Origin of the sequence: Fibrobacter sp. (genome assembly GCA_012523595.1) — a bacterium.
Lineage (GTDB): Bacteria > Fibrobacterota > Chitinivibrionia > Chitinivibrionales > Chitinispirillaceae > JAAYIG01.
Genome location: JAAYIG010000118.1, coordinates 1 through 24768 on the forward strand (window position 1 = coordinate 1; position 24768 = coordinate 24768).

Annotated in this window: 20 protein-coding genes; 16 read left to right on the forward strand and 4 right to left on the reverse strand. The window is 46.4% G+C overall.

The genetic code is table 11. The features are described 5' to 3' along the window. Positions 1-83: 83 nt before the first annotated feature. The 5 genes from GX089_08005 to GX089_08025 all read left to right on the forward strand — a co-directional run bounded on the left by GX089_08005 (position 84) and on the right by GX089_08025 (position 7790). Positions 84-1280, forward strand: a complete 1197-nt coding sequence (locus GX089_08005) for a LamG domain-containing protein (protein NLP02421.1) — start codon at positions 84-86, stop codon at positions 1278-1280. Continuing rightward, positions 1277-5833 carry a DUF2341 domain-containing protein gene (locus tag GX089_08010; protein ID NLP02422.1) on the forward strand — a complete coding sequence of 1519 codons (4557 nt, stop codon included), beginning with the start codon at positions 1277-1279 and terminating at the stop codon, positions 5831-5833. Before GX089_08005 ends, GX089_08010 begins: the two co-directional genes overlap by 4 nt. Positions 5834-5946: 113 nt before the next feature. Beyond that, complete coding sequence (locus GX089_08015; GenBank protein ID NLP02423.1) at positions 5947-6522, forward strand: hypothetical protein; 576 nt, start codon at positions 5947-5949, stop codon at positions 6520-6522. A 60-nt stretch (positions 6523-6582) separates the two neighbouring features. Continuing rightward, a complete protein-coding gene (locus GX089_08020; protein NLP02424.1) occupies positions 6583-7008 on the forward strand; it encodes a VOC family protein in 426 nt (141 codons plus the stop codon). Positions 7009-7019: 11 nt separating this feature from the next. Further along, the gene (locus GX089_08025) at positions 7020-7790 is read left to right on the forward strand and encodes a YdcF family protein (protein ID NLP02425.1); all 771 of its coding nucleotides are present in this window, start codon (positions 7020-7022) and stop codon (positions 7788-7790) included. 12 nt (positions 7791-7802) lie between these two features. Here the strand turns inward: GX089_08025 and GX089_08030 are convergent, their stop codons facing one another. After that, positions 7803-8126 (reverse strand): thiol reductase thioredoxin, encoded by a 324-nt coding sequence (locus GX089_08030; protein NLP02426.1) that lies wholly within the window; start codon positions 8124-8126, stop codon positions 7803-7805. Positions 8127-8348: 222 nt separating this feature from the next. Between GX089_08030 and wrbA the strand changes: the two genes are divergently transcribed. The 5 genes from wrbA (at position 8349) to GX089_08055 (ending at position 12917) form a co-directional block, all read left to right on the forward strand. Continuing rightward, positions 8349-8966, forward strand: coding sequence for an NAD(P)H:quinone oxidoreductase (gene wrbA, locus GX089_08035; GenBank protein ID NLP02427.1), 618 nt, complete (start codon positions 8349-8351; stop codon positions 8964-8966). Positions 8967-9065: 99 nt separating this feature from the next. Continuing rightward, positions 9066-9494: a CBS domain-containing protein gene (locus tag GX089_08040; GenBank protein ID NLP02428.1), complete on the forward strand. Its 429-nt coding sequence runs from the start codon at positions 9066-9068 to the stop codon at positions 9492-9494. A gap of 345 nt (positions 9495-9839) precedes the next feature. Next, positions 9840-10922, forward strand: a complete 1083-nt coding sequence (gene trpS / locus GX089_08045) for a tryptophan--tRNA ligase (protein ID NLP02429.1) — start codon at positions 9840-9842, stop codon at positions 10920-10922. Between the two features lie 268 nt (positions 10923-11190). Continuing rightward, on the forward strand, positions 11191-11985 hold the full coding sequence (locus GX089_08050) for a PRC-barrel domain containing protein (GenBank protein ID NLP02430.1): 795 nt from the start codon (positions 11191-11193) through the stop codon (positions 11983-11985). A 2-nt stretch (positions 11986-11987) separates the two neighbouring features. Continuing rightward, positions 11988-12917: a hypothetical protein gene (locus GX089_08055; GenBank protein NLP02431.1), complete on the forward strand. Its 930-nt coding sequence runs from the start codon at positions 11988-11990 to the stop codon at positions 12915-12917. Positions 12918-12919: 2 nt separating this feature from the next. On the opposite strand, the gene malQ is transcribed toward GX089_08055, so the two are convergent. Beyond that, a complete protein-coding gene (malQ, locus tag GX089_08060) occupies positions 12920-14416 on the reverse strand; it encodes a 4-alpha-glucanotransferase (protein NLP02432.1) in 1497 nt (498 codons plus the stop codon). 135 nt (positions 14417-14551) lie between these two features. Here malQ and GX089_08065 point away from each other — a divergent pair, with 135 nt between their 5' ends. The 3 genes from GX089_08065 to GX089_08075 all read left to right on the forward strand — a co-directional run bounded on the left by GX089_08065 (position 14552) and on the right by GX089_08075 (position 16256). Beyond that, positions 14552-14863, forward strand: a complete 312-nt coding sequence (locus tag GX089_08065) for an RNA-binding protein (protein ID NLP02433.1) — start codon at positions 14552-14554, stop codon at positions 14861-14863. 65 nt (positions 14864-14928) lie between these two features. Beyond that, complete coding sequence (locus GX089_08070) at positions 14929-15594, forward strand: phosphoribosyltransferase (GenBank protein ID NLP02434.1); 666 nt, start codon at positions 14929-14931, stop codon at positions 15592-15594. Continuing rightward, on the forward strand, positions 15594-16256 hold the full coding sequence (locus GX089_08075) for a BON domain-containing protein (protein ID NLP02435.1): 663 nt from the start codon (positions 15594-15596) through the stop codon (positions 16254-16256). The genes GX089_08070 and GX089_08075 overlap by 1 nt, the downstream gene beginning before the upstream one ends. A 178-nt stretch (positions 16257-16434) precedes the next feature. On the opposite strand, the gene GX089_08080 is transcribed toward GX089_08075, so the two are convergent. Next, complete coding sequence (locus GX089_08080; GenBank protein ID NLP02436.1) at positions 16435-19005, reverse strand: glycosyl hydrolase family 5; 2571 nt, start codon at positions 19003-19005, stop codon at positions 16435-16437. Positions 19006-19785: 780 nt separating this feature from the next. Continuing rightward, positions 19786-20841 (reverse strand): undecaprenyldiphospho-muramoylpentapeptide beta-N-acetylglucosaminyltransferase, encoded by a 1056-nt coding sequence (locus GX089_08085; protein NLP02437.1) that lies wholly within the window; start codon positions 20839-20841, stop codon positions 19786-19788. Between the two features lie 591 nt (positions 20842-21432). Here GX089_08085 and GX089_08090 point away from each other — a divergent pair. The 3 genes from GX089_08090 to GX089_08100 all read left to right on the forward strand — a co-directional run bounded on the left by GX089_08090 (position 21433) and on the right by GX089_08100 (position 24762). Beyond that, on the forward strand, positions 21433-22047 hold the full coding sequence (locus GX089_08090; GenBank protein NLP02438.1) for a V-type ATP synthase subunit E: 615 nt from the start codon (positions 21433-21435) through the stop codon (positions 22045-22047). Between the two features lie 2 nt (positions 22048-22049). Continuing rightward, positions 22050-22898 carry a DUF2764 family protein gene (locus GX089_08095; GenBank protein NLP02439.1) on the forward strand — a complete coding sequence of 283 codons (849 nt, stop codon included), beginning with the start codon at positions 22050-22052 and terminating at the stop codon, positions 22896-22898. 82 nt (positions 22899-22980) lie between these two features. Further along, positions 22981-24762 carry a V-type ATP synthase subunit A gene (locus GX089_08100; GenBank protein ID NLP02440.1) on the forward strand — a complete coding sequence of 594 codons (1782 nt, stop codon included), beginning with the start codon at positions 22981-22983 and terminating at the stop codon, positions 24760-24762. Positions 24763-24768 lie beyond the last annotated feature (6 nt).

Below are 24768 nucleotides of genomic sequence, written 5' to 3' on the forward strand. Positions count from 1 at the left end.
TAAGCGCTGCTTTTTTTATTTCAAGTTGCGCATCAGAAGAAAGCTTCCTAAAATCTCGTTTTTCCATATCTTGAAAATAAATTATGCCCTATCACTTTGAGCAACATTTAATTGCCGAAGTAATAACCTCCAATTCATACACATTCGTTGACGCACGGAAATCAGGAACATATTACTGGAAAGTTGTTGCCAGGGACAGAAAATCGTCTTCAGAGAGTCCGGTGTGGACTTTCATAGTTGATTCCAGAACAACGGAGATAAGAATAAATACCACTTCAAGCGGAGCGGCAATCTATAAGGATGTTTATGATATACCTGTTTTGGTACGGCTTGACAACACTAATTTTGATTTTTCGGAATTCGGTCCTAATGGTGATAAAGCGGGTTTGAGTTTCACAAGAAAAGGCGCACCCGGAAAACTTCCATACCAGATCGACTACTGGGAGCGAAATCAGGCCGGAATCTGGGTGCTTCTTGATACCTTGAAAGGGAATGATGATTCCCAGGTGATACGGATGTCCTGGGGAGAGGGGTATGAAAATGGGTCGGATGGTACGAAAGTATTTGATGTAGAGAAAGGGTTTGTCGGGGTCTGGCACCTGGAAGAAAGCAGACCCGCTACCGGGAATCAGGGACTCTACCAGGATGCAACCGCAAACGGGTACCATGGTGATGACATGGTAAACACCAATACCAATGACGGTTTGATAGGACGAGGGCAGTACTTTGGTGTTGCGGGTATGAGCTATGACTGGATAAGGATTCCGGGAAACAATAACATGGGGAGCAACTCCAGTCAGATAAGCATGGAAACCTGGTTCAATGTAACAACCGCACAGTTCTTTGACAGAGTTTTTCTCTCTTTGGGTACTACTGGAACCTTTGAAGCCAGATTCAGGGTCAGCCTTACAAGTGACTGGCGGATAGTTCTAAGTGCCAGATCGTCAAGCCCAAACACTCATTCTATGTCTACCGAAGCATTACCGGTATCAGGAGGCTGGCACCATCTTTACTGTTCTGTGGATTACGATGCAGACAGTATGCATGTGTACCTGGACGGCTCTCTTGTCAGAAGTGCACAAGTAAACCTCGGTGACCCACTCTCCGCCGTAACAACTATTGCGGCAATAGGGGGTGAATACAACGGCATGTCCGGAACATTTTATGGTAGTCTCGATGAAATGAGATTTTCACATGTACGCCGGACACCTGAATGGATAAAATTCTGTTTTGAAAATCAGAAAGCAGACAGCAGAGTAGTACAGGTAGGGAACAGATGAAAAGAATGTACTTGACAGGATTTTTAGTTACACTGGTGCTGCTTGCCTGTTTCCCTGTCTTTTTGTTCTGTGTCAGTGATTACAACCCTTTTGAGGATGACAGTAATTCCCGGGCTGTGTTTGTGGAGGGTTTTGAGGATGGTGACACAGTGGGAATCTTCTCCACAGAAACGCTGGTAGTGGCGGTGGCTGTCGGGGTGCTTCTGGAGAAGTTTACAATCCATACCGAGTCGAACCGGTTCTTTGAAGATTCGACCATTTTTGCATTTGGAGGGCGGCTCGGAGCCGGGCCGTACAGGTTCCTGGTTTCTTTTTACGACACAGGCTGGCACAAGGTCAGTCTGTACTCCTTCCGGGAAAATGATGATGAGGTGGTGGAATCTTATAATGTTTACGCAAGGTCGCCGCTTAAACAGGAGAGTATTTCAGGATCGATGGGTGATAGCATAGATCTTGCCACAGAGCCGGTTGATGACCGTGATGTGCTTTACCACTGGTCGTTCGGACGCAGTGTGATTGTGACTTCTGTGCCCCCCAGTACCAGAAGTGTGATAAGAACATCGGGGTCGGTGGAAACCGGAGAACTGTGGGTCACCGATCTTTCCGGAAAATACGCCTCTCCAAAGAGTGGCTTTTTTTACACACTTACCGATAATGAAGGCCCGGTAATTACAAGTGCCAACGAGGGAAGTGTCGGGAAGGACACTGTCATCGCATCGGAAAAGGACTTCTTCTTCAAGGCGTATATACGTGATTATGGTTCCGGTACAGTATACGGGGCATCCGCTGACAATCAGCCTTTCGATATCATCACAAATGATCTGTTTGTCAAGAAGATCGCGAGCCTGGATACCCTTCCCAGGCCCTGGCCGCTGATTGTGAGGGCAATTGATCCATTTTCAAATCAGACTGAAAAAATATTCTGGCTTCTCTATGACTCTACACTGGCAAAAGGAAATCCGCCTGGAATCACAGTGAGAGTTCCATTCAGGGACAGTATTCTGACTCCGGTAAGAGACTGGATAGTAATCGGTGAGATTGTAAACTACTCCTCTGATTCTCTTGATTTTTCCATGTGTGTGGAAGTAAACGGCAAAGTGCAGGGTGACACATTGGATGTAATGGGCAGTTACAGTGCTGACTGGAGCTTCCCGATCCATCTTGCATCTCTTGTCAACAAGGTGAAGGTTCTTGTGCTCAACAGTAAAAAAGAGGTGGTCACAGAGAAGCCGTTCGTGATGATTTACGATCCTAACTTTACGGATACACTTCCTCCGGTTCTGGTTGAGCTGACTGTTGATGGAAAGCAGGTACAATCCGGAGTGCTGATTGTAGAGAAAAACACAGCTTTAATGCGTATTGTGGCTTTTGATGAGGGGAAAGGGATCAGATCGGTTAGAATCAATGATGTCATAGTTACGAAGACTTCACCATATATCTGGGAGAAGAAAGTCGGTGCAGCACATTCTGAATGGGGTACACTTTATGAAGTTGAAATCACAGACAGCACCGGAAGAACCACTTCCAGAAGTGTCGTGCTCAGACAGAACAGGCCACCCCAGATTATCGACTTTCCCGATCCTCCTCTGCCCTTTATTGCAGGTGGAGTTTACGAGGATAATCTGATAGCCGTAGATGCTGACAATGACCTTATCACATATACAAAAATGAATGGTCCGACATCGCTTACAATAAACCAGACTACCGGAAAAATCTTATGGACTCCTGCGCTTACCGATACCGGCACCTGGCAGGTTTCCATCTCTGTAAAGGATCTCTTCGAAGCTGTACCCTATACTTTTTCCATCAGGGTGGTGGATTCATCTGGAATCCCCGACCCGGTACATTTTTCTGTATCCGAAGATGATTTTCCGGAGCTGCTCGAGGCCAATAAAGACAGCCTCAGGATAAAGCTGGCCACAGTTGCCGGGACAGGCAAACCTCCACTTCGCCTGAAGGTGGTTCGTAAAGCACGTGAAGAAACGGAAATGCCTGTTGTTGATGGGTGGCTGATCTGGAAGCCTTCCGTTGAAGACACCGGTTTTCACCAGTTTGTTATTACCGTTACCGATTCTTTTAAAAACGTTGATGCAATCTATCCATCTTTGAGAGTCGTACCTCCAAACCGCCAGTTTTCACTTTCTGTTGACTGGAAAGGAGAGTGGACTCCTGATTCATCTCTGGATCTGAGCAGAACAGATTCAATTCAGGACCTGATAATCAATATTTCGGATCCTGATAGCAGTGTAGAGATTTTCAGTGCTTTCCGTACACTTGGTGGTGAATCAACTGCAGTGGTTGTGGATTTGAACAAAATTATACTGAATATCGATCCGCTGAAGAAAACAAAAGGTCTGGATACTCTTACAATAAGTGTTACTGATAAAGCCGGGCACAGTGACTCTGTCAAATTTCTGATCTATTATGGTACTCCTCCTGAAAAACCGGTTGCTGTTTATCCCGACAGTGCGTCAGTGATAAAGGACAGTTCGGTAACTTTCAGATGGTCGTGTTTTGATCCGGATGGTGGTTCTTTGAGTTACGATCTGTTTCTGGCAATCGATGGAGGACCTTTCTTCAGGGAGGCATCCGGGTTGACAGATACTGTATATACAATAGAGAAGCTTCTCAGAGCTGGCACATATCAATGGAAAGTAACTGCGTCGGATATTAAATCATCCGCAACCGGCGATATCTCTTATTTCATCATGGATCAGGCACTGAGAGTCCGCTTTGAGACATCGATTGCAGATTTTCCCGGGTTTATGGAAACAGATGATGAACTGATAGTTATTCTGAGGACAAAGGATGGAACCGGAAGCGCTCCATTCTCATTTAAAGCCACGGCAAACTGTAATTCAGTACCGGTTTTGAAAGATACACTCAAGTACAGTCCGGAAACAGGTGATACCGGTTACTGTAATCTGATCATAACAGTAAGTGATTCTGCGGGAAATGGCGATACTCTCCGGGTGTTGATTCATATAGTACCTCCAAACCGTCCCTTTACGGTTTCCGATGATGTAGTTCTTAATGGCAGAGATGAGCTTGACCTGAGTGCTGCTGTTACACCGGAAACACTCACATTTGTAATCTCTGATCCTGATCCCTCTGATGTGGAACAGTATACTGTGGTAATTTCTCTGCTTAACAGCAGGAGGATCGAATCTGCGGGGCCGGATGGTATCATAAAGGTTATATTGGATCCTTTTACGGCGGATAAGGTAAGAGATACTCTTGAAATTGAAATCACCGACCGTGGTGGTAACAATTATTCGATACAGTATGCCATCTACTATGGTCTTCCTCCAAATGTCCCATCATCTCCACTTCCTGCAGATAACGGAATTGTCTACTCTTCAGATGTAAGTCTGTTCTGGAGTGGCGGTGATCCTGACAACAACCCGATAACCTACACTCTCTTTTATGGCTTATCCGGAGGAGAGTTAACCTGTGCGGGAGCATTAGAGGACACTTCTTACTATCTTCCTGAAATACAGATGGATACGATTTACAGATGGCAAGTAGTCTCATTTGACGGGCGGGATTCTGTGAAGAGCCCGGTGTGGACTTTCAGGACCAGATCTCAATTGTGCAGAGTATACTTTAACACCACTGTATCCGGAGCTAATGTTCTTGCCAATATTATCAGGTTCCCGGTAAAAATCGAGCTGGATTCAAATATTGATTTCTCTTCGATCTCCACTCCGTCACAACTCCGTTTTGAGAAGGTAAACGGTACCGCTCTTCCTTTTGAAATTGAAAAGTGGTCTCCTGAAGAAAAATCTGCTGTAATCTGGGTGTTGCTCGATACAGTATACGGCAACAACGGAAATCAATACATAGTAATGGACTACAGTTCTGAACCTTCACTGGAAAACAGTGCCGGGGTTTTTGGAGATTTCAGAGGTGTATGGCATATGACACCGGAATCGAACACTATCCCGGATGCAAGCGGGAGGAAAAATGATGGAACACTTGTCAGCATTGAGTCTTCCAATATAACAAAAGGAATAGCAGGTTCTGCAATATCCATAGATTCAGCAAGATATGTCGATATTGGAAACAGGCCGGATATGAGACTTGGAGCTTCTTTTACTGTTGAGGCATGGGTGTATCCAAATATGGGTTTTTTGCCGCCTGGCTCATATCAGCCGATAATTTCAAAAGGTAATCATTCTTACCATCTGGAAATCACAAACGATACCAGAAAGGTAGGAATGGTTGTGCATAGAGCTAATACATATAATTATGCACGCAGTAACGCCGCGCTTCAGAACTCAACCTGGTATCATGTGGCAGGGGTGTATGAAAACAATAGAATACAGCTTTATGTAAATGGGGTACTGCAGACTGAAATCGGTAATTCCGGCCCGCCTGATAACAGCACTTATTCTTTTCAGATAGGGCATGATGCCGAAGTGCCAGACAGATGGTTTCGGGGGATTATAGATGAGGTAAGGATCAGTTCTTCAGCGAGATCTGGGAATTGGCTGAAGCTTTGTTATGAGAATGGAAGGCCGGGTTCAAATTTCGTGAAAATAGTCCCATAGCAGCCCTCTTTCTTTGATTCCTACCCATATATCATTTTAAACCTGTATCCGCATTTTCAGGGCTGAATTGCCCGCTTTCTCATTTTTTCATCTCCATAAATCAGGGATAAAATATGGCTACCAAAGGAATATTCTGTCTTGAGGGTTTGTGGGACAATGATTTAAAGCGAAAATCCACCGTTCAACCTATTCTTAATATGCTTGAGGTGAACGATGGTGTGAAGTACATTCATCAGGATGTGGCTACAATAGAGGAACTGGAGTTTTACCTTAAACAGTGGAAACAGGCAAGATACCGCAATTTTCCAATATTGTACCTGGCATTTCACGGTGAGAATGAGGCACTGCTCATAGGAAAGGAAGAATACAGCCTGGACCGTCTGGGAGAGATGCTCGATGAGGCCTGTTATAATTCCATTGTCATGCTGGCATCCTGCAGCACGCTAAAAACCGACAGACGAAATCTGAAAAGGTTTTTACGAAAAACAAAGGCGCTGGCACTCTGTGGATATAAAAGCAGGGTCGATTGGATGTTAGCTGCTGCTTTTGAACTGCTTCTTCTTTCGGAACTGCAGAAGATTGAGTTTTCCGGGCGGGGAATAGGGACAATCGAGCGTCAGGTGAAGTCGTTTGGCTCCAATTTCTCTGATCTGGAGTTTTCGATTATAACAAAGAAGGAACTGAGATAAATCTGATGCTTCAAAAAAAAGTATATTTGCAGAGATCTGTATATTTCGAGTAACAGGAAAGTGGATAGACTGAAAATGATCAGGCGTTTGGCACATGTATGTCTGAATGTGAAAAATCTGGAGAGATCCATTGAGTATTATGCCAGATTGGGCTTTACTCCTCAATTCAGATTCACAAAAAATGGGAAACAGTTTGGGGCTTATCTGAAGATAGCTGATGGAAATTATATCGAGATTTTTGAGAATCCGGAGATTGATAAGGTCCAGGAAGGTGGCATTGCTCATTTTTGCCTTGAAACAGATGATATTGATTCTCTGATTAGAAAACTCTCTGTTGGTGGAATCGAGTTCACTAAAAAGAAGCTTGGTTGTGACAATACATATCAGATCTGGCTGACCGATCCGGACGGAAACAGATTTGAGGTTCACCAGTATACATCCGGCAGTTCGCAGAGGACAGGGGTCGATGTAGAAGCGGACTGGTAGTGTCAATTTTTATGGCTTTATTGTTAAAATTCATAGCTTTCCCTCTGTATCCCGTTGGCCTGACACTGATTTTACTCTCTTGCGGGCTTATCGTTACATGTTTTAAAAAGCGGTTTGGCGTTTATCTGATCGGCCTTGCTCTCTTTATCCTTTTTTTCTTTTCTTTTCCACCGGTAACACGCTTTTTAAGCTGGATTCTGGAGAAGGACTACATCGGAAGTGCGGAGTTGCCCCGGGATTGCTCTGCAATAGTTGTCCTTGGAGGAGGAGGAGTGAGTATAAGCTATCCCAGACAGTATCCGGAGATCAATGAGGCAGGGGACCGGATAATTCATGGCAGCAGGCTTTACAAAATGGGAGTCTGCAACAGAATTATAACTACTGGGAGGTTTGTAGGTCAGAAGAATCAGAGTAGAACTGAAGCGAGCCATAATGCACTTCTCTTAAGAGAAATGGGAGTGGATTCAGCAGATATTATCATTGAACCTTTGGCACAGAACACCCATGAGCATGGGCCTTATGTAGCAAGAATTCTGGATTCGCTTCAATTGCCCAGGAAAGTAATTCTGGTTACAAGTGCATCTCACATGTACAGATCAGTTGCGGTTTTCAGGAAAAACGGTTTTGAGGTTTATCCGGCGGCGGCCGATTTTAATTATGAGAAAGTTGGATTTTTCAAAATTATAAACCTGCTTCCCTCCTCCTATTCGCTTCACAGGTCTACAGTGAACCTTCATGAGATTTACGGGATAATAGGATACCGTATTCTGGGATGGATTTAGGGAGACTTGCAATCACAGTGTTTTCTGCAGAGATTTTTTAATCCACTCTTCAATGATGTGTCCGGGCAGGGCACCATGAAATTCGCTTATTATCTCTCCTTTGTAAAAAAGTTTGACAGAGGGTATTGCTGTGACATGGCAGCGGATTGAGATGGATGGGTTTTTGTCGGCATTGATCTTCACAAGCACCCACTCTCCTCTGTGTCTGCTGTGTATTACCTCAAGCTGAGGGCTTAACACTTTACATGGCCCGCACCATGGAGCCCAGAAGTCTACCAGTACCGGCTGTTTATAGCTTCTCTGAATTATTTCCCGTTCAAATTCTTCATCGGTCATGAATAATAAGAGGGCAATACCCGTGCCGGGCTCTTTTTATCGCTTACTGTGCGAAGCTGTTATTTAAGCATTAAGATTCCGATGGTGATACCGAACGGGAGAGCGGTCAAAGTTTATTAAATGTAAAATATTAAGATTCTCTTGATTAACTGGAGAAAAAGATTTATTGTTTTTATCTGTTTATTCACTCATTCCATAAACCAGCAGATGAAGGGGGTCCAGATGCGAGCATTGGTCCTGTTTTATTCAACTTACGGTCATACTTACAGGCTGGCTGAAGCGGTTGCTGAGGGGGCTTCCAGTATTCCCGGATCAGAAGTGGTGATCAGGAGGGTTCCGGAGACTCTTCCCGAGTCTGTTCTGCAGAAGATGGGGGCGATAGAGGCCCAGAAGCAGTTTTCTCATATTCCGGAATGTAAGATGGAGGAGCTGGCAGACTATGATGCCATCTTTTTCGGAACTCCTACAAGATTTGGGAATATGATCGGGCAGATGCGCCTGTTTCTGGATTCAACCGGGCCGCTATGGGCTAAAGGTGCTCTGGTGGGCAAGGTCGGGAGTGTCTTCACCAGCACTTCTACCCAGCATGGGGGACAGGAATCTACAATTCTTTCATTTCATATTACTCTCCTGCACCATGGTATGCTCATTGCCGGTTTGCCTTATTCATTTACAGGGCAGACCCGGATGGATGAGATAACTGGCTGCAGCCCTTACGGTGCATCTACTATAGTAGGTGGAGAGGGCAACCGTCACCCATCGGAAAACGAACTGGCAGGAGCCAGATTTCAGGGTAAATTTGTCGCCGAGATGGCATCTAGGCTTAGTGCTCAGAGATAGTCTCATTATTTCCGGCATGGATTTAGCATTTCCTCTTTAATGCAGTATCAGATTGTTGCTTGACAAAGTAATGGTTCTTAGAATCAAAGGAGTAGCAGAATGAAGGTTAAAGAGGTTATGACAGCTCAACCGGAAATGATCTCTGCCAATGAACCGGTGATTAATGCCGCCCACAGGATGAGAGAACTCAATGTGGGGGCTCTTCCTGTCTCTCAGGAAGATAAACTGGCAGGTGTAGTCACAGATCGCGACATAGTTTTACGCGCTGTATCGGAAAGGCGGGATCTTAACAACACCAGAATCAGCGACATAATGAGCAGAGGTGCTTTTACCTGCAATGAGGATTCCGATGTCAGGGATTGCGCCAGGGTGATGGAAGAGAAAAAGGTGAGACGTGTGGTTGTGACCAATAATGCCGGCAAACCAAGCGGGATTGTCTCTGTTGGAGACCTGGCCACAAAGGCTGGAGAGGAGCTTGCAGGTGAGGTTATTTCCCGTGTTTCACAGCCTTCCAGCCCTGAAAGGTAAAATGTTAAGAAGCTGGTGAGATCTGAAAAGTTATCTCAAACCTGATTAGATGATAAAAGTTAAAACGCAGAGGACGCAAAGGGCGCTGAGGCGTTTTTGTGCTCTCAATTGAGGCTTACCCTTTGGGTCCTTTTTTTACTCTTTTCTCATTTTTTCCCTCTGAGACTAATTCCTCTGTATTTTTCCTGCTCCCCATCCACAATATGAACTTCCAAACGCCGGATTCTTTTAACACTTCGATGTTGTGCTTTATAGTGAAAAAATGGTAACTTATTAATCTTGAAAAGTAACTATACAGGTAGTGTTCAGAGTTAAGAATTGGACAATCAAAAACGGGAAAAAGGAATGTCAGAAGAACAGTTGGATTACGGCACGTTTGAGGCTACTCTTGAGAGAAGCAGGAAACTTGAAGAAGATCTTCAGAAAAGGCCCGGGGCGTATAAGGTACTCACAGGGGACAGGCCTACAGGAAGGCTTCATATAGGTCATCTTTTCGGATCATTGCAGAACAGAGTAAAACTGCACAGGATGGGAGTACCGACCTTTATCGTTATCGCAGATTATCAGGTTCTCACAGACAGAGATACTTTTGAAAATATCTCCGAAAATATCAGACAACTGGCAATTGACTACATGTCAGCAGGCATAGATGCCACAGATGGGAAAACATTCATATTTCCTCACAGCCATGTCCCGGAACTTAATCAACTGCTGCTTCCGTTTCTGACTCTTGTGACAAATGCGGAACTTGACAGAAATCCCACTGTAAAGGAGGAGATCATTGCCTCAGGTCAGAAACGAATCAATGCGGGCATGTACACCTACCCGGTGCATCAGGCCGCAGACATTTTGTTCTGTAAAGGCAATGTGGTACCTGTGGGAAAGGACCAACTGCCGCATCTGGAACTGACCAGAACAATCGCCAGGCGTTTTAACGACAGATTTGCCCGTAAACAGCCGCTCTTCCCGGAGCCTCAGCCGCTCCTGAGTGAAGCTCCGGTAATCCTGGGGCTCGATGGCTCTCAGAAAATGAGTAAAAGCAGGAATAATGCGGTAATGCTGAGTGCGGATGAGGATGAGACTGCGAGGCTGATAAAAAAGGCAAAGACCGATTCAGAAAGGACTATCACTTTTGATCCGGTAAAACGCCCGGAAGTATCCAACCTTCTGCTTATAGCCTCTTTGACAACCGGTAGATCACCTGTAGAAATAGCGGAAGAAATCGGAGATGGCGGTTCAGGAAAATTAAAGGCATTTTTGACAGATTCGATAAACGAATATCTGCGGCCGATCAGAACCAGAAGGAAGGAACTGGAGCAGAACATGGATTTTGTCCGTGAAACTCTGCGTGCCGGTGTCAGAACTGCAAGAGAAGAGGCTGAGAAGACACTTGAGGAAGTACGGGAAGCGATGAATATGAAGATATAAAAAGGTTTACAGTAATCCATTGCATCTCCGCATGCGGAAAAGAACAGAAAAAACAGCGGGTTTTCATTTTATCAATAATCAATTCCCGGCTGGAAACATTTACCAGTCCGTAATTTCTTTCAGCTTCTAATCTTTACTGGTCGAAATAATCCTGCCTCTTAAGGGTTTCAGAAAATTTATCATCTTTGCAAATAACCGGGCCGTGACACGGTCCACTGGCATGTTGTTTGCCCAACATTGTAAAAACAACCATTTTTGGGGGCTGGAAATGTTGCGCAGTGTCAGGGAGATCAGTGGGGTTCATGTTGAGGCTGTTGATGGCGTGGTTGGGAAGCTAGAGCAGTTTTTATTCGATGACCGGAACTGGGTTGTCCGATATCTGGTAGTTGACACTGGTCCGATTCTTATCGGCAGGAAAGTTTTACTTTCACCGGCTTGCATAGATAATGTACGCAGTGATTCCATAGTGGTGAAAAACTCAAGAGAGCAGGTCCGCAACAGTCCCGAGATTGATACAGTAGAGACGGTTTCCCGTCAGAAAGAGATGCAGCTTCACGATTACTACTCCTGGCCTTACTACTGGGATTATCCGGTGAATTTTAACTCCCTGGGAAATGCGGTGTATCCCGAGCATGTTCCTCCTTATGCTTTCCCTGAGGAGAGGCTTGCTTTTGAGGCGGTCGAGAAGGATTTAAGAATGGAGACCGAGACTCGTGAATCTCACCTGCGAGAGACAAGGGAGATCAGGGGGTATCACATTCAGGCCACAGATGAGCAGACAGGGCATGTGGATGATTATATAATAGATGATGATAAGTGGGTAATACGATATCTGGTTGCAGATACCCGGAATATCATTCCTGGAAAGAAAGTGCTTATCGCACCGCAATGGACGAAGGGCATTGACTGGGGAGAAGCGGTGGTGTATGTGGATGTAAAGGGTGAAGAGATCAGAAACAGCCCTGCTTATGACAGTAGTGTACCACTCACACGGGAGTTCGAGGAGAAACTATACAAATACTACAATCGAACCAGGTACTGGGAAAGGGATAGCGGGAAATGAGTATGAATCTGCTGCACAGAACTCATTTTAACACATCACCACTGATGTTTGCCGCCTGGACAGGAGCGGGGAATGTAGGAATTCTGGCTGTCGATTACCTCAGGCGTCATCTTGACGCGCATCTGTTCGCGCAAATTGACATGAGCCAGTTTATTGTCCCGGAATCGATTATGGTATCATCAGGAGTAGCCCATTTTCCGGAAACACCCCAGAGTGTATTCTATCACAACCATAATCCCGATCTGGTAATCTTTGAAAGCAATGCCCACGCCGGAGGAAATCACGATATCGATGTGATCCGTACGATTCTGGAGCTTGCGCGGGAGCTGAATACTCCGCGGATTTATACCGCAGCAGCGCTTCCCCGTCCGATGAGTCATTCGGCAGAACCTCAGTTGCTTTACGCCTGCAATAATACCCAGCTTAAAATTGAACTGGAGAACTCAGGTCTGGAGCCGATGCCGGACGGGATAATAAGCGGGCTGAATGGATTAATCCTGGGTTTCGCTGAAACAAAGGGTATCGATGCGGTTTGTCTGCTTGCTACGATCCCTGCCTATGCCGCGGGTCTGACATATCCCAGGGCAGCGCTGACCATTATCCGCAATCTGTCATCGATGCTGGGTGTCGATATTGATTATAGTGAGCTGGAGGCGGATATCGAGGCTGCAGATCCCATGTTTGCAGAGATCGAGGAAAAGCTTAAAGAGTTCTTCTCATCGGGGATAATCGAACCTGAGATGGAGGAAGGGGAGGAGGCCAGGGAAGAGGTTTTAAGCGAAGATGTGCCAAGGTATGTGATGGACAGGATAGAGAGGATGTTTCAGGCTGCAGGCAAGGACAGGGCCAAAGCGCAGGAGCTTAAAAAGGAACTTGACAGGTGGGGTCTCTATAACCTATATGAAAATCGTTTTCTGGATCTGTTTGAGTAAAACTATTCTCTTCCGTAAATAATAGTCCTCTCCCGGAGGTTTTCTCTTACAGCCGGTGAAAGGCTGCTCTCATGAAACCGCCATTTCCAGTTGTTATTGCGTGTTCCCGGATTGTTCATGCGTGAGTCTGAGCCCAGACCCAGTATGTCCTGCAGAGGGAAGGTAACCATGTCTGCCGCAGACATCATAAGGATCTGAATCGCTTTCCAGTTGATCTGTTCATTGTCGACTTTTTCCCCCAGGTAACGGAAGAGCAGTCTTCGCTCATCATCGCAGGCATCGTTATCAAACCAGCCCCGGATAGTGTTGGTGTCATGGGTACCGGTACAGGCCATGCAGTTGCGTTCATACATGTGAGGGAGATAGGGGTGGTTGGTGACATTGCTCTCAAAAGCAAAGAGAAGCACCTTCATCCCGGGCAGTCCCAGGCGGCTCATTGTCTCCCGGACATCGGGAGTAATTATCCCCAGGTCCTCGGCAATTACAGGGAAGCAGTAGAAGTGCTTGAACATGGTGTTAAAGAAGGGGTAAACCGGAACCGGTTCCCATCTTCCATCAGAAGGGTTCATGTTCTTTGCTGAGATTTCCCAGTAAGCAACAAGGCCTCTGAAGTGATCTATTCTTATTATGTCAAATAGTTCGAAAGACCTTTTGAATCGCTCCACCCACCACTGGTAATTGCTTTGTGAGAGGACATCCCAGTTGTAGACCGGATTATGCCAGAGCTGGCCGGAGCCGCTGAAACGATCCGGAGGGACACCGGCATAGGAGAGAGGTTCAAGCTGCTCATCGAGTTTGAAAATGGAGCGGTTTGCCCATACATCGGAGCTTTCGTAACTGACAAACATCGGCAGATCTCCGATTATCTGGATACCTCTGGAGTGGCAGTAGTTTTTCAGCCTGTTCCACTGGTGGAGCAGGAGGAACTGGATAAATTTCTCTTTGAGGATCTCTCTGCTCAGATCTGCAGCGGCATTTTTCAGGGCAGCAGGGTCACGGTTGCGGATCTCTGCCGGCCACTGGCTCCAGGGTTTTCCGCTGAAGTAGGAGGAGAGGGCAAGATAGAGGGCGTGGTTATCGAGCCAGAGTGAATGTTCGTGGCAGAACAGATGAAAATCGGGGCCCAAGCCTCTTTCCAGGGCTCTTCTGAAGGCTGAGTCCAGCAGAGACATTTTAAATTTCAGCGCTTTTTCGTACTCGGTGTGATCGGAACTGAAGGAGCAGGGAGGGATGATATCCTCTTTGTCAGCCAGGGATTCTTCCAGGAGCAGTTCCGGGCTGATAAAGAGGGGATCGAGTGCAAAGGATGAGATGCTGCTGTAAGGGGAGAAATCCCGTTGTGGGGCGGTAGGGTTGAGGGGGAGGACCTGCCAGTAGCTCTGCCTGGTTTCAGAGAGGAAATCTGCGAAAAGGTATGCCCGGGGACCGAAATCCCCTATTCCATAGGGGGAGGGCAGAGATGAGATATGGAGAAGGACACCGCTTCCTCTTTTGTTCATGGCATTCCTTTGATTTTTCAAGGAGTAGCAAAACTATTGCCGTCAGAGATTGGTATTTGGATTGCAGTAACTACTGTTTTGAGCACAACTCTATTAAAAAGCAATTTTCAAGAATCAAATTTAAGGGGACGGTACATGTCTAAGAAGCTCTATGTGGGGAATCTTTCCTGGGGTACTACTGATGAGGCTTTGAAGGATCTGTTCAGCCAGTATGGAAAAGTTGAATCGGCATCGGTGATAACAGACCGGGAGACCGGGAGATCCAGGGGGTTTGGGTTTGTAGAGATGGAGAATGCTGAGGATGCCATTCATAATCTTAATGGAAAAGAGTTCCAGGGGCGGCATATAAAGGTAAGTGAGGCCACAGGACGCAGGAGACCAAAGAGTGTGGGAGACTATGGCCACAGCGGCTATGGGGGCAGTGACGAAGGGACGATCTCCTGGTAGCGCGCTTCCCGATTTAGGAACAGTTTTTCCGTTTTTTGGAAACCGCTTCCTCGAAGGGGTATAAAATGAATGAACGGTATCGGGACCGGGCTGAGGCTGGACGGGAGCTGGCAAAACATCTGCAGAAATATGCTGACATGCCGGATCTTCTGGTTTTAGCTCTTCCCCGGGGAGGGATAGTGGTGGCTTTTGAGGTGTCACTTGCTCTAAACGGGGAGCTTGATGTTTTCCTGGTCAGGAAACTGGGGGCGCCTTATGAGCCGGAGCTTGCTATGGGAGCCATAGCCGAGGGAGGAATTCTGCTCTTGAACGATGCGGTAGTGAACTATCTGTCTATATCAAAGGAAACCATAGAGGAAACTGCGCAGCAGCAACTGGCTGAACTGCAGAGACGGCAGCAGCTCTATCGCAATGGTCGTCCCTCTCCCCGGATTTCCGGTCGTCCAGTTATAGTCGTTGATGATGGAGTGGCGACTGGAGCTACAATGAAGGCCGCGCTCAAGGCAATCAAACGCAAGGAACCGTCAGTACTGGTTGCTGCGGTACCGGTGGGGGCGCAGTCAACCTGTCTTGAGCTTAAAGCAGTGGCAGATGAGGTCGTGTGCCTGGAGATGCCGGAGCCTTTCATGTCTGTAGGGCTATGGTATGAGGATTTCAGGCAGATTGAGGACAGCGAGGTGACAGAGTTGCTGCAGAAGGCTTTTAAGCATCAGAAAAATGAGGAGGGGTGATGGCTTTCAGTAAAGAAGAGATAAAAAAGAACATTGTTGATCAGTTGTTCTGGGATTCCCGTGTCGATGCATCCGGGATTACCATAGAGTTTCTGGATGGGACTGTTGTGCTGAGCGGGACTGTCCCTACATGGCTGGCCAGGCAGGCTGCCGAGCAGGATGTCTGGGCTGTGCCGGGAGTAAGTGCTGTGCGTAACGATATTGCTGTCCGCTTCCCCTCAGGTCATCCTCTGCCCTCCGATGAGGAGATAAAAGGGATGGTCACCAATGTCCTCTCGTGGGATTCCAACATTGACAATTCCGATATAATGGTCTCTGTGGAAAACGGGAAAGTAACTCTGGACGGTACAGTGCCGGCTTACTGGCAAAAAGTGCATGCACGAGAGATAGTTACCAATGTTCAGGGCGTAGTCTCAGTCAATAACCGTCTGGCGGTTGTACCTGCAAAGCATTATGTCGATGGATTGATAGCACGGGATATCGAGGCCGCGCTGGACAGAAGCACAGAGATCGATGTAAACGATATAGATGTGCAGGTTGATAATGGGAAAGTAGTCCTGATGGGGGATGTAAAAAGCAGGGTTGCTTATGAAGTGGCGGAGAGGATCGTTCGTAATACTGACGGGGTGACAGATGTGATAAACAATCTGGTGATCATTTAAGGTGCAAATCGCAGAAATTGTCTTGAACTGTGATTAAGCTGATCAAGATGATTGACTATGATTAAGAAGAAGAAGAGAAAAAAGAAGATCACTGGTAAATCGCAGTGGAGCTTGTGTGTAAATATGCAAGCTCCACTGCGATTTTCAACTGTATAGTTGATATGTGAAGAACAGATTTTTAGTGTTTCAGAATCCGCCTGACCTGTCTCTTTCCATTCTGCATTTTTTCCAGGAGAAACACTCCTTTGGCAGGTAGAAGTCTGGAAATATCCTGTGGCTCTATTTCCCTGTTTCCCGACCAGATTACCCGCCCTGCCAGGTCGTGAATACGTACAAGAGTTTTCCCCTGTTTTGCAAGTCCGGATTGGACAGGTTTACGGTGTCTGATTACCGATGTTCCTCCGTTTTTCCCGAGGGCATAGAGGTATCCGTAAAGGGCTGTTTTTCCTCTCATGGTCTGTTGAGGTGTGAACTCATTGTGTGCCCATACATAGCGTGTGTTGAAATACCCCTCATCGGCCGGCCATGTGCGTTTGAAATCGGCAGGGTAGCAGTTTTCATAGAGTTTTGACGGGCAACCCATGACCATATCGCAATACCAGTCATCGAGGTTAAAATAAGGAGTGTGTCCTGGATGCATTCCCGGGGCCCCGTCATCTGCTCCGGATGTGTAAGCATTGATTACGCTTCGTTTACCTTCAAGAATACTGCTTGCGGTTGTCATCTGAATCATGTTCATCGGATTTCTACCCAGCCCGTAATCAGCCTCAAGCACCATTGCCCTGCGGAAGAGGTCCTTGTCGGTCTGCTGGTCAGCAACTGTGTGGGCAATTATGGTATGCTGCAGATTCTGAATTGTCCGGAAATATCCCGTGTTGCCGTTTGTCGCACGACGTGAGGGGCGGATAGGGATATAGTCTGTTTCTTTATCCTTTGCCTGAAAGATAATGGAAGCTTTCATGTTTGCATATAGATCAGGGTAATGGATCTCCCGTTGGGTCATAAGGTAACCTGCTGTAGCATACAACTGGTTTGTGGTGTTTCCAGTTCCGTAGTTCTCAAGTTCTGAGGTGCTGTTTTTTACAACGCTTTCCTCTGCGATCGCGTCTTCATACTTTGTTTCACCTGTGACATTATAAAGGAAAGCCGCAGCCATCATCTTCAGATCCCGCCCCCGGATGACAGATTCACCGATGTTTTGAGTCTTGTCAAGCATCTGGTCGCTTAGACTGCCTGCGTAATCGTAGGCTGCTATTGCGCTGTCACGATACACATTCATAAGCTCGGTTTTTCCTGCGATCTGGAAACAATTGGAAAGCATTGCAGCGTTGGCTGCATTTGCCCATGCAGCAACAGCGGTAGGTGCTGCCTGAAACAGTTGATTACCGTCATTGGGGTTTGTGAGTCCATGAGAGTAGCCCTGGCCATCACGGAGATTCAGCCAGAAATCCACCTCGTTTCTCGCTTCGTCAAGAATGTCAGGGATGCCGTTGCCGCTTTCTGCTATGTCAAGATCGTCATCATCGATAGCGCCGTTAGTAAGGATAAATGGGAGGAGCATGTCGTAGATTATTGAAATATGCCCGAGATGGCGATCCCAGTCCAGGGCATCTGAGTGTCCACCGATGGCATTCGGGTTTAAGGGATTTCCATCCTTGCAGTATTTCACCCAGTCATTTGGCTTATCCCAGACATCACCACTGGAGAAAGTGCTCCATTCGGAGTGGTAGGGGTGCATGGTTGTCAGATAGACTCTGGTGTTTGAAGGAGATTTTCCTGGAATGAAAAGAGGACGTCTGGGTATCGGGTAGATTCCTCCTGTGCTGTCCTGTCCGATTCGCATATAGAAGAATCCCTGGACAGAAACTTTGAAAGGACCATAGTATACTTTATTGTCGATAGTGAAATCCTGGCTGCATCCTACGCCCTCGATAGCCAGCCTGTAGGTTCCTTTGGTGCTGAAACCTGCAAAATCCGCATTCCATACATCTGACCAGATAAGATTATGCCCGCCTACATCGTTGCGGTTTTTCTTCCAGAAGCTGACGGTTCCCACATCTGTGCTCTGATTTGACGTTACATCGTAGATGTAAACTTTGTTGCCTTCAAAGCTGGAGTAGTCCCTGGCACCTCCATCACCCATCCAGATGTAAAGATCTGCTGACTTCATGGTCTTGTCGGGATCATAGCCCACAATATTGACTCTTACAGCTTCTGAACGCGAGTGGAATATGTTGTAGACAAAACTGATTGACGTACTGTCGGTATTGACCGCATCGGATATCTCGAGTGTATAGTTTTTATCTTCCTGCAGGGAACCGGGCAGTTTCAGGTAGATCACATGTTCATAGGTATACTCGTAGATAAAGTCATTGTTTGACCACTCTTTCTGGGCATGGCCGTTCATTTTGGTTTTGCGGTGACACTGCACAGGATTGAGTCCATCACCGGCGTAGTTTTGATCATCTGTGGATTTCAAGGTCCAACTGGAGGTCAGTCCGGCGGCACTCGTGCTCAGAGGTGGATTGTAAAGCTTGACTGTATCTCTGTCGTTTTCGTATTGATTGGTGAAAGCTGTACTTCCAATCCCGTCATCACGGTGAGTCACTTCACCATCGAGAATATGGACCATCAGGTAATCTTTATCCACAACGCTGACTTCGACAAGTTTTGCTCCTTTGGATGTAAACCCCGATCCGGTAGAGAGTATGAGTATTAAGGTCGGCAGAATCAGTTTACGAATTTTCATTTTATATCTCCTTCTCAAGGTGCTGATTCTTATTCTGAAGTGACTCATAAATTATATAACTGTTCCCGGAATAATATCCCTTTTTTCTTGATGAGACCGGAATATCGGCATTCTTCAATATTAGTAATAAATAGCTAACGAGACTCCGGGGAGTGGCGGAACGAGCATGTTTTTCCTGACAGATGACTGGGATAGCTTTGGGATCGAGATGGTAAGGAGATGAAACGGAATGACATAAATACAGATCAGTTGACCACATCAGCGAGGTACATTCCTGAACGTGGGCAAAAGCGACATCGAATGATTCAGATTCAGGAAACAGTTGTGGCTGTTGAATGTTTATTTATTAGCCATAACCTTTGCTATTAATGAAGATATCAGGAAACAGAGGTTACTTTGGGAGGGGGACTGTAATGTCTTTAATTCACCTCCGGGGTGAATTAAAGACTCAGTGAGGCCCTTTTTTGTTCAATTAAGTCACTATTTCACCCCGGAGATGAAATAGTGAACAGAGAAAAGAAACGAAATCCGTTTCCTGCAAAATTACTCAGATTAATTTTACTGTTTTCTGCTTTATTGCAGTTTTGCGGGGGCAAGCCCAAGTCGATTTTACATTATCTGTTCCCTGGTGCTTTCCTGCTCAGAATAGTCTGTGGGCATTTATGCTGATTCCTCACCCTTCATCGCTTGCACTGAGCGAAGTCGAAGTGCATACTCCCGAAATGATCCCCAAAGCTGGAAAATCCCTATGGAAAGAGACATATCTCTTTTTATTGCTTTTTAATTGACAATTCCCCTTATCACCTCGATCACTGCCTCCACTCCATCTCCCACACTGCTCTTCTCCATCGCCGCTCTCATCTCTTCCCGTTCAGTAAAGGCCTTATCTATGCTGCTTACAAGTGTAGATGGCGTGAGGTCATTCTGGGGAAGAACTCTGCTGAAACCCTGTTTCGCAAAAGATTCAGCATTGAGTATCTGATCACCGCGGGATGCATTTGTCGCAAGAGGAATCAGAAGGTTAGGTTTATGAAGAGAGAGGAGTTCAAAGAGAGTTGTAGCGCCGGAACGGGAGATAACGAGATCCGCAAGTGAAAAAAGATGCGGCAGTTCATCATTGACATATTCAAACTGTGCATAACCTGGGAGAGTATCACCGAGATTTCCTTTCCCGCAGAGATGGCAAATATTGTACGTCTTGACAAGATCCGCAAGAGAAGACCTGAGAATTGCATTTACCACCAGTGATCCCTGGCTTCCCCCGATCACCATCAGAACCGGCTTGTCATCCTGAAAGCCGCAAAGTCGTCTACCCTCATTTGCATCTCCTCCCAAAAGGGTTTTTCTTACCGGAAGACCTGTGTGCACTCCTTTACCAGAGGGGATAAATCTGCCGGTCTCCGGGAAACTGTAACAGATCTTTTCAGCAAAAGGAGAAGAAAGCCTGTTTGCAAGACCGGGGGTTATATCCGATTCATGGATAATTACAGGTCTGCGCAGGCACCAGGCTGCCCAAACTACCGGACATGAAACAAATCCACCTTTACTGAAAACAATGTGCGGCCGTAGCTTTGCCATGATAATAAGAGACTGGAAAAACCCGGCAGCGATCCGGAACAGGTCTGTTATGTTTTTCCAGTCAAAATAGCGTCTGAGCTTACCGGCGCTGATTGGATGGTAAGGAATACCCTCTCGCTTAATCAATTCAAGCTCTATTCCGTTTTTTGATCCCATGTAATGTATCTGGAAGCCAAGTTCCCGAAGTCTGGGCAGCAGCGCAATGTTGGGTGTAACATGGCCGGCAGTTCCTCCTCCGGTAAGCAGAATTTTTTTCACTGCATCTCCTGATTTGTGTTGTTTTAAAGGATCCTGTGGCAGGGTCCGATTTGAAAAAAATATAATCCCTGCGGAAAAGGGAGTCCGTCACTTGCCATTTTCATTGTTTCACCTCGCAGGTGAATGCAGGAACGACCTAGAGGTGAGGGTGTTCGTGTGGGGAACAATGTCGCCCTGAAACGTCATGCCTGTGAAAACAGGCATCCAATGTATGTGGGTGAACCAATGTTACCTTGAGGGATCATACCTGTGTAAACAGGTATCCAGATGATTTGATATGATTAGAATAAATCTGTTTTTACATCGAGATGAAGGGTATGCTTGTAAAGAAATTGTGCGGTATTTTGGCATCATACCCGGAAAAAAAATCTCTCCAGGCAATGTCATAGAAACAAGAACCTCAATATTCCATAATATTACTAATACATATTCGAAATTCCATAAAAGTATGATTGCATGGAAACTAAATTACTAGTATATTGTTTTTCTGCGATTTTATCTGGAGAGTGTTTTTACTCCTCAATGATTGAAACCGCGACAGGACAGCAGATAATCGAATAGTTCTTTTTACATTCGTTCAGGGGAAAGCCAATGGAACAAAAAATCCAGGAACTGACTGAAAAAATATACCAGGAAGGTGTGGAGAGAGGCGAACAGAAAGCCAGCCAGATCATCTCTGAAGCAGAAGCAAAAGCTTCTGGAATTATCTCTGAGGCTAAGGCACAGGCAGAAAAAATTCTTGCCGATGCACGCAGTCAGGCAGAAGAGCTGAAGAGAAACACTGAATCTGAATTGAAGCTCAGTGGGTCTCAGGTACTCTCTGCGATAAAGCAGCAGATCCTTGATCTGGTAACAGCCAAAGTAATCGAAGACGGTACCACTCAGGTTCTTGCCGATCCCTCAAATGTCAAAGACTTTATCTCCACAGTAATCCAGAACTGGAAAGTCTCCTCAGGCGAGGTCCCCAGACTCGAAGTCCTGCTTCCTGCTAACAAACAGGAAGAACTGCAGAAGTCTTTTGAAAAGAGTGCTTCTGATCTGCTCAAGAAAAGCATCGACCTGGCCTTTTCAAAGTCTATCAAATCCGGATTTCGTATCGGACCGGTCGGCGGCAGTTTCAGAATCAGCCTTACAGATGAAGATTTTCAGGAATTCTTCAAAGAATACCTGCGTCCAAGAACCCGTAAATATCTCTTTGGTGAGTAATCATGTCAGGCAGCTACTATTTCCTCGTTGCGGGGTTGCCCGATATATCACTGGATGAGGGAAAGAATATCCCCTCTTTCTGTGATTTTATGGCGGAAACAGAAGAGCAGGTCTCTTCCGATGACCAGAAACTGCTCAAGCTGATCAGACTCCCTTTTGACAATGTTAACCTGGTCGCTGTGTTGGAAGACTCGGGTGAGTTTGATCCCAGAGGAAATTTCTCCAGAGAGGAGCTTACATCCTCTCTTAAGAACACCGAGCGGCTTCCCCGCTACATGCAGATTTTTCTGGAAGCACACCATGAGAATCATCCTTTGTTCCCCGGCTTGATTGTACGTGACCAGCTTAACTGGTTGTTTTTCGATGAAGTCACTTCGCACAGCAACAGTTTCATCAGAGAGTGGTATACTTTTGAATTGAACATCCGTAATCTTGCTGCTGGAATAAACAGTCGCAAGGGACTGAAGCATTTTGATGAGCTGGCGACTGAACGGGACCGGGCGATCTCCTCAGTAATGATAGGGCGTAACGATGTAGCGGAGCAGATTCTGCGTTCAAGCGCTCCGGATTTCGGACTCTCATCGATACTTCCCTGGACTGAGAGAGTACTGGCGTTTTCCAGAGGTACTCTGCTTGATTTTGAAAAGGGGCTGGACTCCATTCGCTGGGAGACTCTCTCTGACCTGACCGCTTTTTCCTATTTCGGAATAGAGAAGGTTCTGGCCTTTGCGATCAAGCTTGCGATGGTTGAGAGATGGAAGGCTCTGGATCCTGAGACAGGGAGGGAGAGACTGGAGAAGCTCACAGAGGAATTGAGAGCTGGTTTCTCAGTATTGGATCACGCGTTATGATTTACGAATACTTTAATCAGTAAAATCAAGGTAGAGTGATAAATTTGAAAAGTATAGATGTTGTTTTAAACGGAGGAAACCGATGAGCACCAAGGGAAAAGTGGTCGGCATTGTCGCTAACCTGGTCACGATAGAGGTCGACGGGCCGGTTGCTCAAAATGAGATCTGTTACATTGATCTTAAAGGCACCAAGCTGATGGCCGAGGTGATTAAAATTACAGGTAAGAACGCATACGTGCAGGTGTTTGAAAGCACACGCGGCTTATATGTGGGCTGTGATGCGGAGTTTACCGGAAACATGCTGGAGGTTACACTGGGTCCCGGGATGCTCTCCAGGAACTATGACGGCCTGCAGAACGATCTCGATACAATGGATGGGGTGTTCCTTAAAAGAGGCGAGTACACCCCATCTCTCGATAATGAAAAGAAGTGGCATTTCAAACCCCTTATCAAAGTGGGAGACTCTGTTTCAGCCGGTGACTGGCTGGGGAGTGTCAAGGAGGGGTGGATCGATCACAAGATCATGGTGCCTTTCAATTATCAGGGGACCGGCACTGTAAAAACCGTCGTTTCTGAGGGTGACTATACGGTTTTGGACACTATCGCTGTTGTGGTTGATTCCGACGGCAATGAGCGTGAGCTTACAATGGCCATGAAATGGCCTGTCAAATTGGAAGTCAAGTGCTACAAGAATAAGCCTCGTCCGTTTAAAATCATGGAAACGGGCCAGCGTACAATCGATACCCTCAATCCCATAGTAGAAGGCGGTACAGGTTTTATTCCCGGGCCTTTCGGCTGCGGAAAGACAGTTCTTCAGCACGCGCTTTCCAAATACGCCGAGGCTGACCTGATCATAGTTGTCGCCTGCGGTGAGCGCGCAAACGAGGTGGTGGAAATCTTTACAGAATTCCCTGAACTTGACGATCCCCGCACAGGACGAAAACTCATCGAGCGTACAATTATTATTTGTAATACCTCGAACATGCCGGTTGCTGCCCGTGAGGCCAGCGTTTACACAGGTATGACAATCGCTGAATACTACCGTACCATGGGGCTTAAGGTTCTTCTCCTTGCCGATTCGACTTCCCGCTGGGCGCAGGCGCTTCGTGAGATGTCAAACCGCATGGAAGAGCTCCCGGGTCCTGATGCTTTCCCGATGGATCTTTCTGCGATTGTGGCAAACTTCTATTCAAGAGCCGGCTTTGTCAGCCTGAACAACGGCCAGACCGGTTCAATCACCTTTATCGGTACTGTCAGCCCTGCGGGCGGTAACCTGAAGGAGCCGGTAACAGAATCTACCAAAAAGGCAGCACGCTGTTTCTATGCGCTCTCCCAGAGCCGCGCCGACAGCAAACGGTATCCTGCTGTCGATCCGATCGACAGTTATTCAAAGTATCTGGAGTATCCCGAGGTAATCGAGCACCTTGACAAAACAATGGAATCCGGCTGGGTTGACAAGGTTATGCAGTTGAAGGACATACTCCTGCGCGGTAAAGAGACTCGTGACCAGATAAACATCCTTGGTGATGACGGGGTTCCGCTGGAGTATCATATCACTTTCAACAAATCGGAAATTATCGACTTTGTTATTCTTCAGCAGGATGCTTTTGACAAGATTGATTCATCCACACCGATGAAACGACAGCAGTACATGGTAAACAAAATTCTTGAAATATGCAACAGCGATTTCCGGTTTGACGGTTTTGAGGAGATTGGCGCCTATTTCAAGAAAATCATCAACATTTTAAAGCAGATGAATTATCAGGAATTCAAGAGCGAAAAATTCACCAGTCTGGAAGAGCAGCTCAACGCGACGCTTGAAGAGAGAAAAGTAAGTGAACTTGAAACACAGGCGGCGGGCTGAGAGGAG

What these genes read in the sequence shown, in the direction of transcription:
- GX089_08070 (NLP02434.1), top strand. Translation starts at nt 14,929, where the DNA reads ATGAATGAACGGTATCGGGACCGGGCTGAGGCTGGACGGGAGCTGGCA.
- wrbA (NLP02427.1), top strand. Translation starts at nt 8,349, where the DNA reads ATGCGAGCATTGGTCCTGTTTTATTCAACTTACGGTCATACTTACAGG.
- GX089_08030 (NLP02426.1), bottom strand. Translation starts at nt 8,126, where the DNA reads ATGACCGATGAAGAATTTGAACGGGAAATAATTCAGAGAAGCTATAAA.
- trpS (NLP02429.1), top strand. Translation starts at nt 9,840, where the DNA reads ATGTCAGAAGAACAGTTGGATTACGGCACGTTTGAGGCTACTCTTGAG.
- GX089_08090 (NLP02438.1), top strand. Translation starts at nt 21,433, where the DNA reads ATGGAACAAAAAATCCAGGAACTGACTGAAAAAATATACCAGGAAGGT.
- GX089_08040 (NLP02428.1), top strand. Translation starts at nt 9,066, where the DNA reads ATGAAGGTTAAAGAGGTTATGACAGCTCAACCGGAAATGATCTCTGCC.
- GX089_08050 (NLP02430.1), top strand. Translation starts at nt 11,191, where the DNA reads ATGTTGCGCAGTGTCAGGGAGATCAGTGGGGTTCATGTTGAGGCTGTT.
- GX089_08080 (NLP02436.1), bottom strand. Translation starts at nt 19,005, where the DNA reads ATGAAAATTCGTAAACTGATTCTGCCGACCTTAATACTCATACTCTCT.
- GX089_08095 (NLP02439.1), top strand. Translation starts at nt 22,050, where the DNA reads ATGTCAGGCAGCTACTATTTCCTCGTTGCGGGGTTGCCCGATATATCA.
- GX089_08055 (NLP02431.1), top strand. Translation starts at nt 11,988, where the DNA reads ATGAATCTGCTGCACAGAACTCATTTTAACACATCACCACTGATGTTT.
- GX089_08075 (NLP02435.1), top strand. Translation starts at nt 15,594, where the DNA reads ATGGCTTTCAGTAAAGAAGAGATAAAAAAGAACATTGTTGATCAGTTG.
- GX089_08015 (NLP02423.1), top strand. Translation starts at nt 5,947, where the DNA reads ATGGCTACCAAAGGAATATTCTGTCTTGAGGGTTTGTGGGACAATGAT.
- GX089_08010 (NLP02422.1), top strand. Translation starts at nt 1,277, where the DNA reads ATGAAAAGAATGTACTTGACAGGATTTTTAGTTACACTGGTGCTGCTT.
- GX089_08065 (NLP02433.1), top strand. Translation starts at nt 14,552, where the DNA reads ATGTCTAAGAAGCTCTATGTGGGGAATCTTTCCTGGGGTACTACTGAT.
- malQ (NLP02432.1), bottom strand. Translation starts at nt 14,416, where the DNA reads ATGAACAAAAGAGGAAGCGGTGTCCTTCTCCATATCTCATCTCTGCCC.
- GX089_08025 (NLP02425.1), top strand. Translation starts at nt 7,020, where the DNA reads ATGGCTTTATTGTTAAAATTCATAGCTTTCCCTCTGTATCCCGTTGGC.
- GX089_08005 (NLP02421.1), top strand. Translation starts at nt 84, where the DNA reads ATGCCCTATCACTTTGAGCAACATTTAATTGCCGAAGTAATAACCTCC.
- GX089_08100 (NLP02440.1), top strand. Translation starts at nt 22,981, where the DNA reads ATGAGCACCAAGGGAAAAGTGGTCGGCATTGTCGCTAACCTGGTCACG.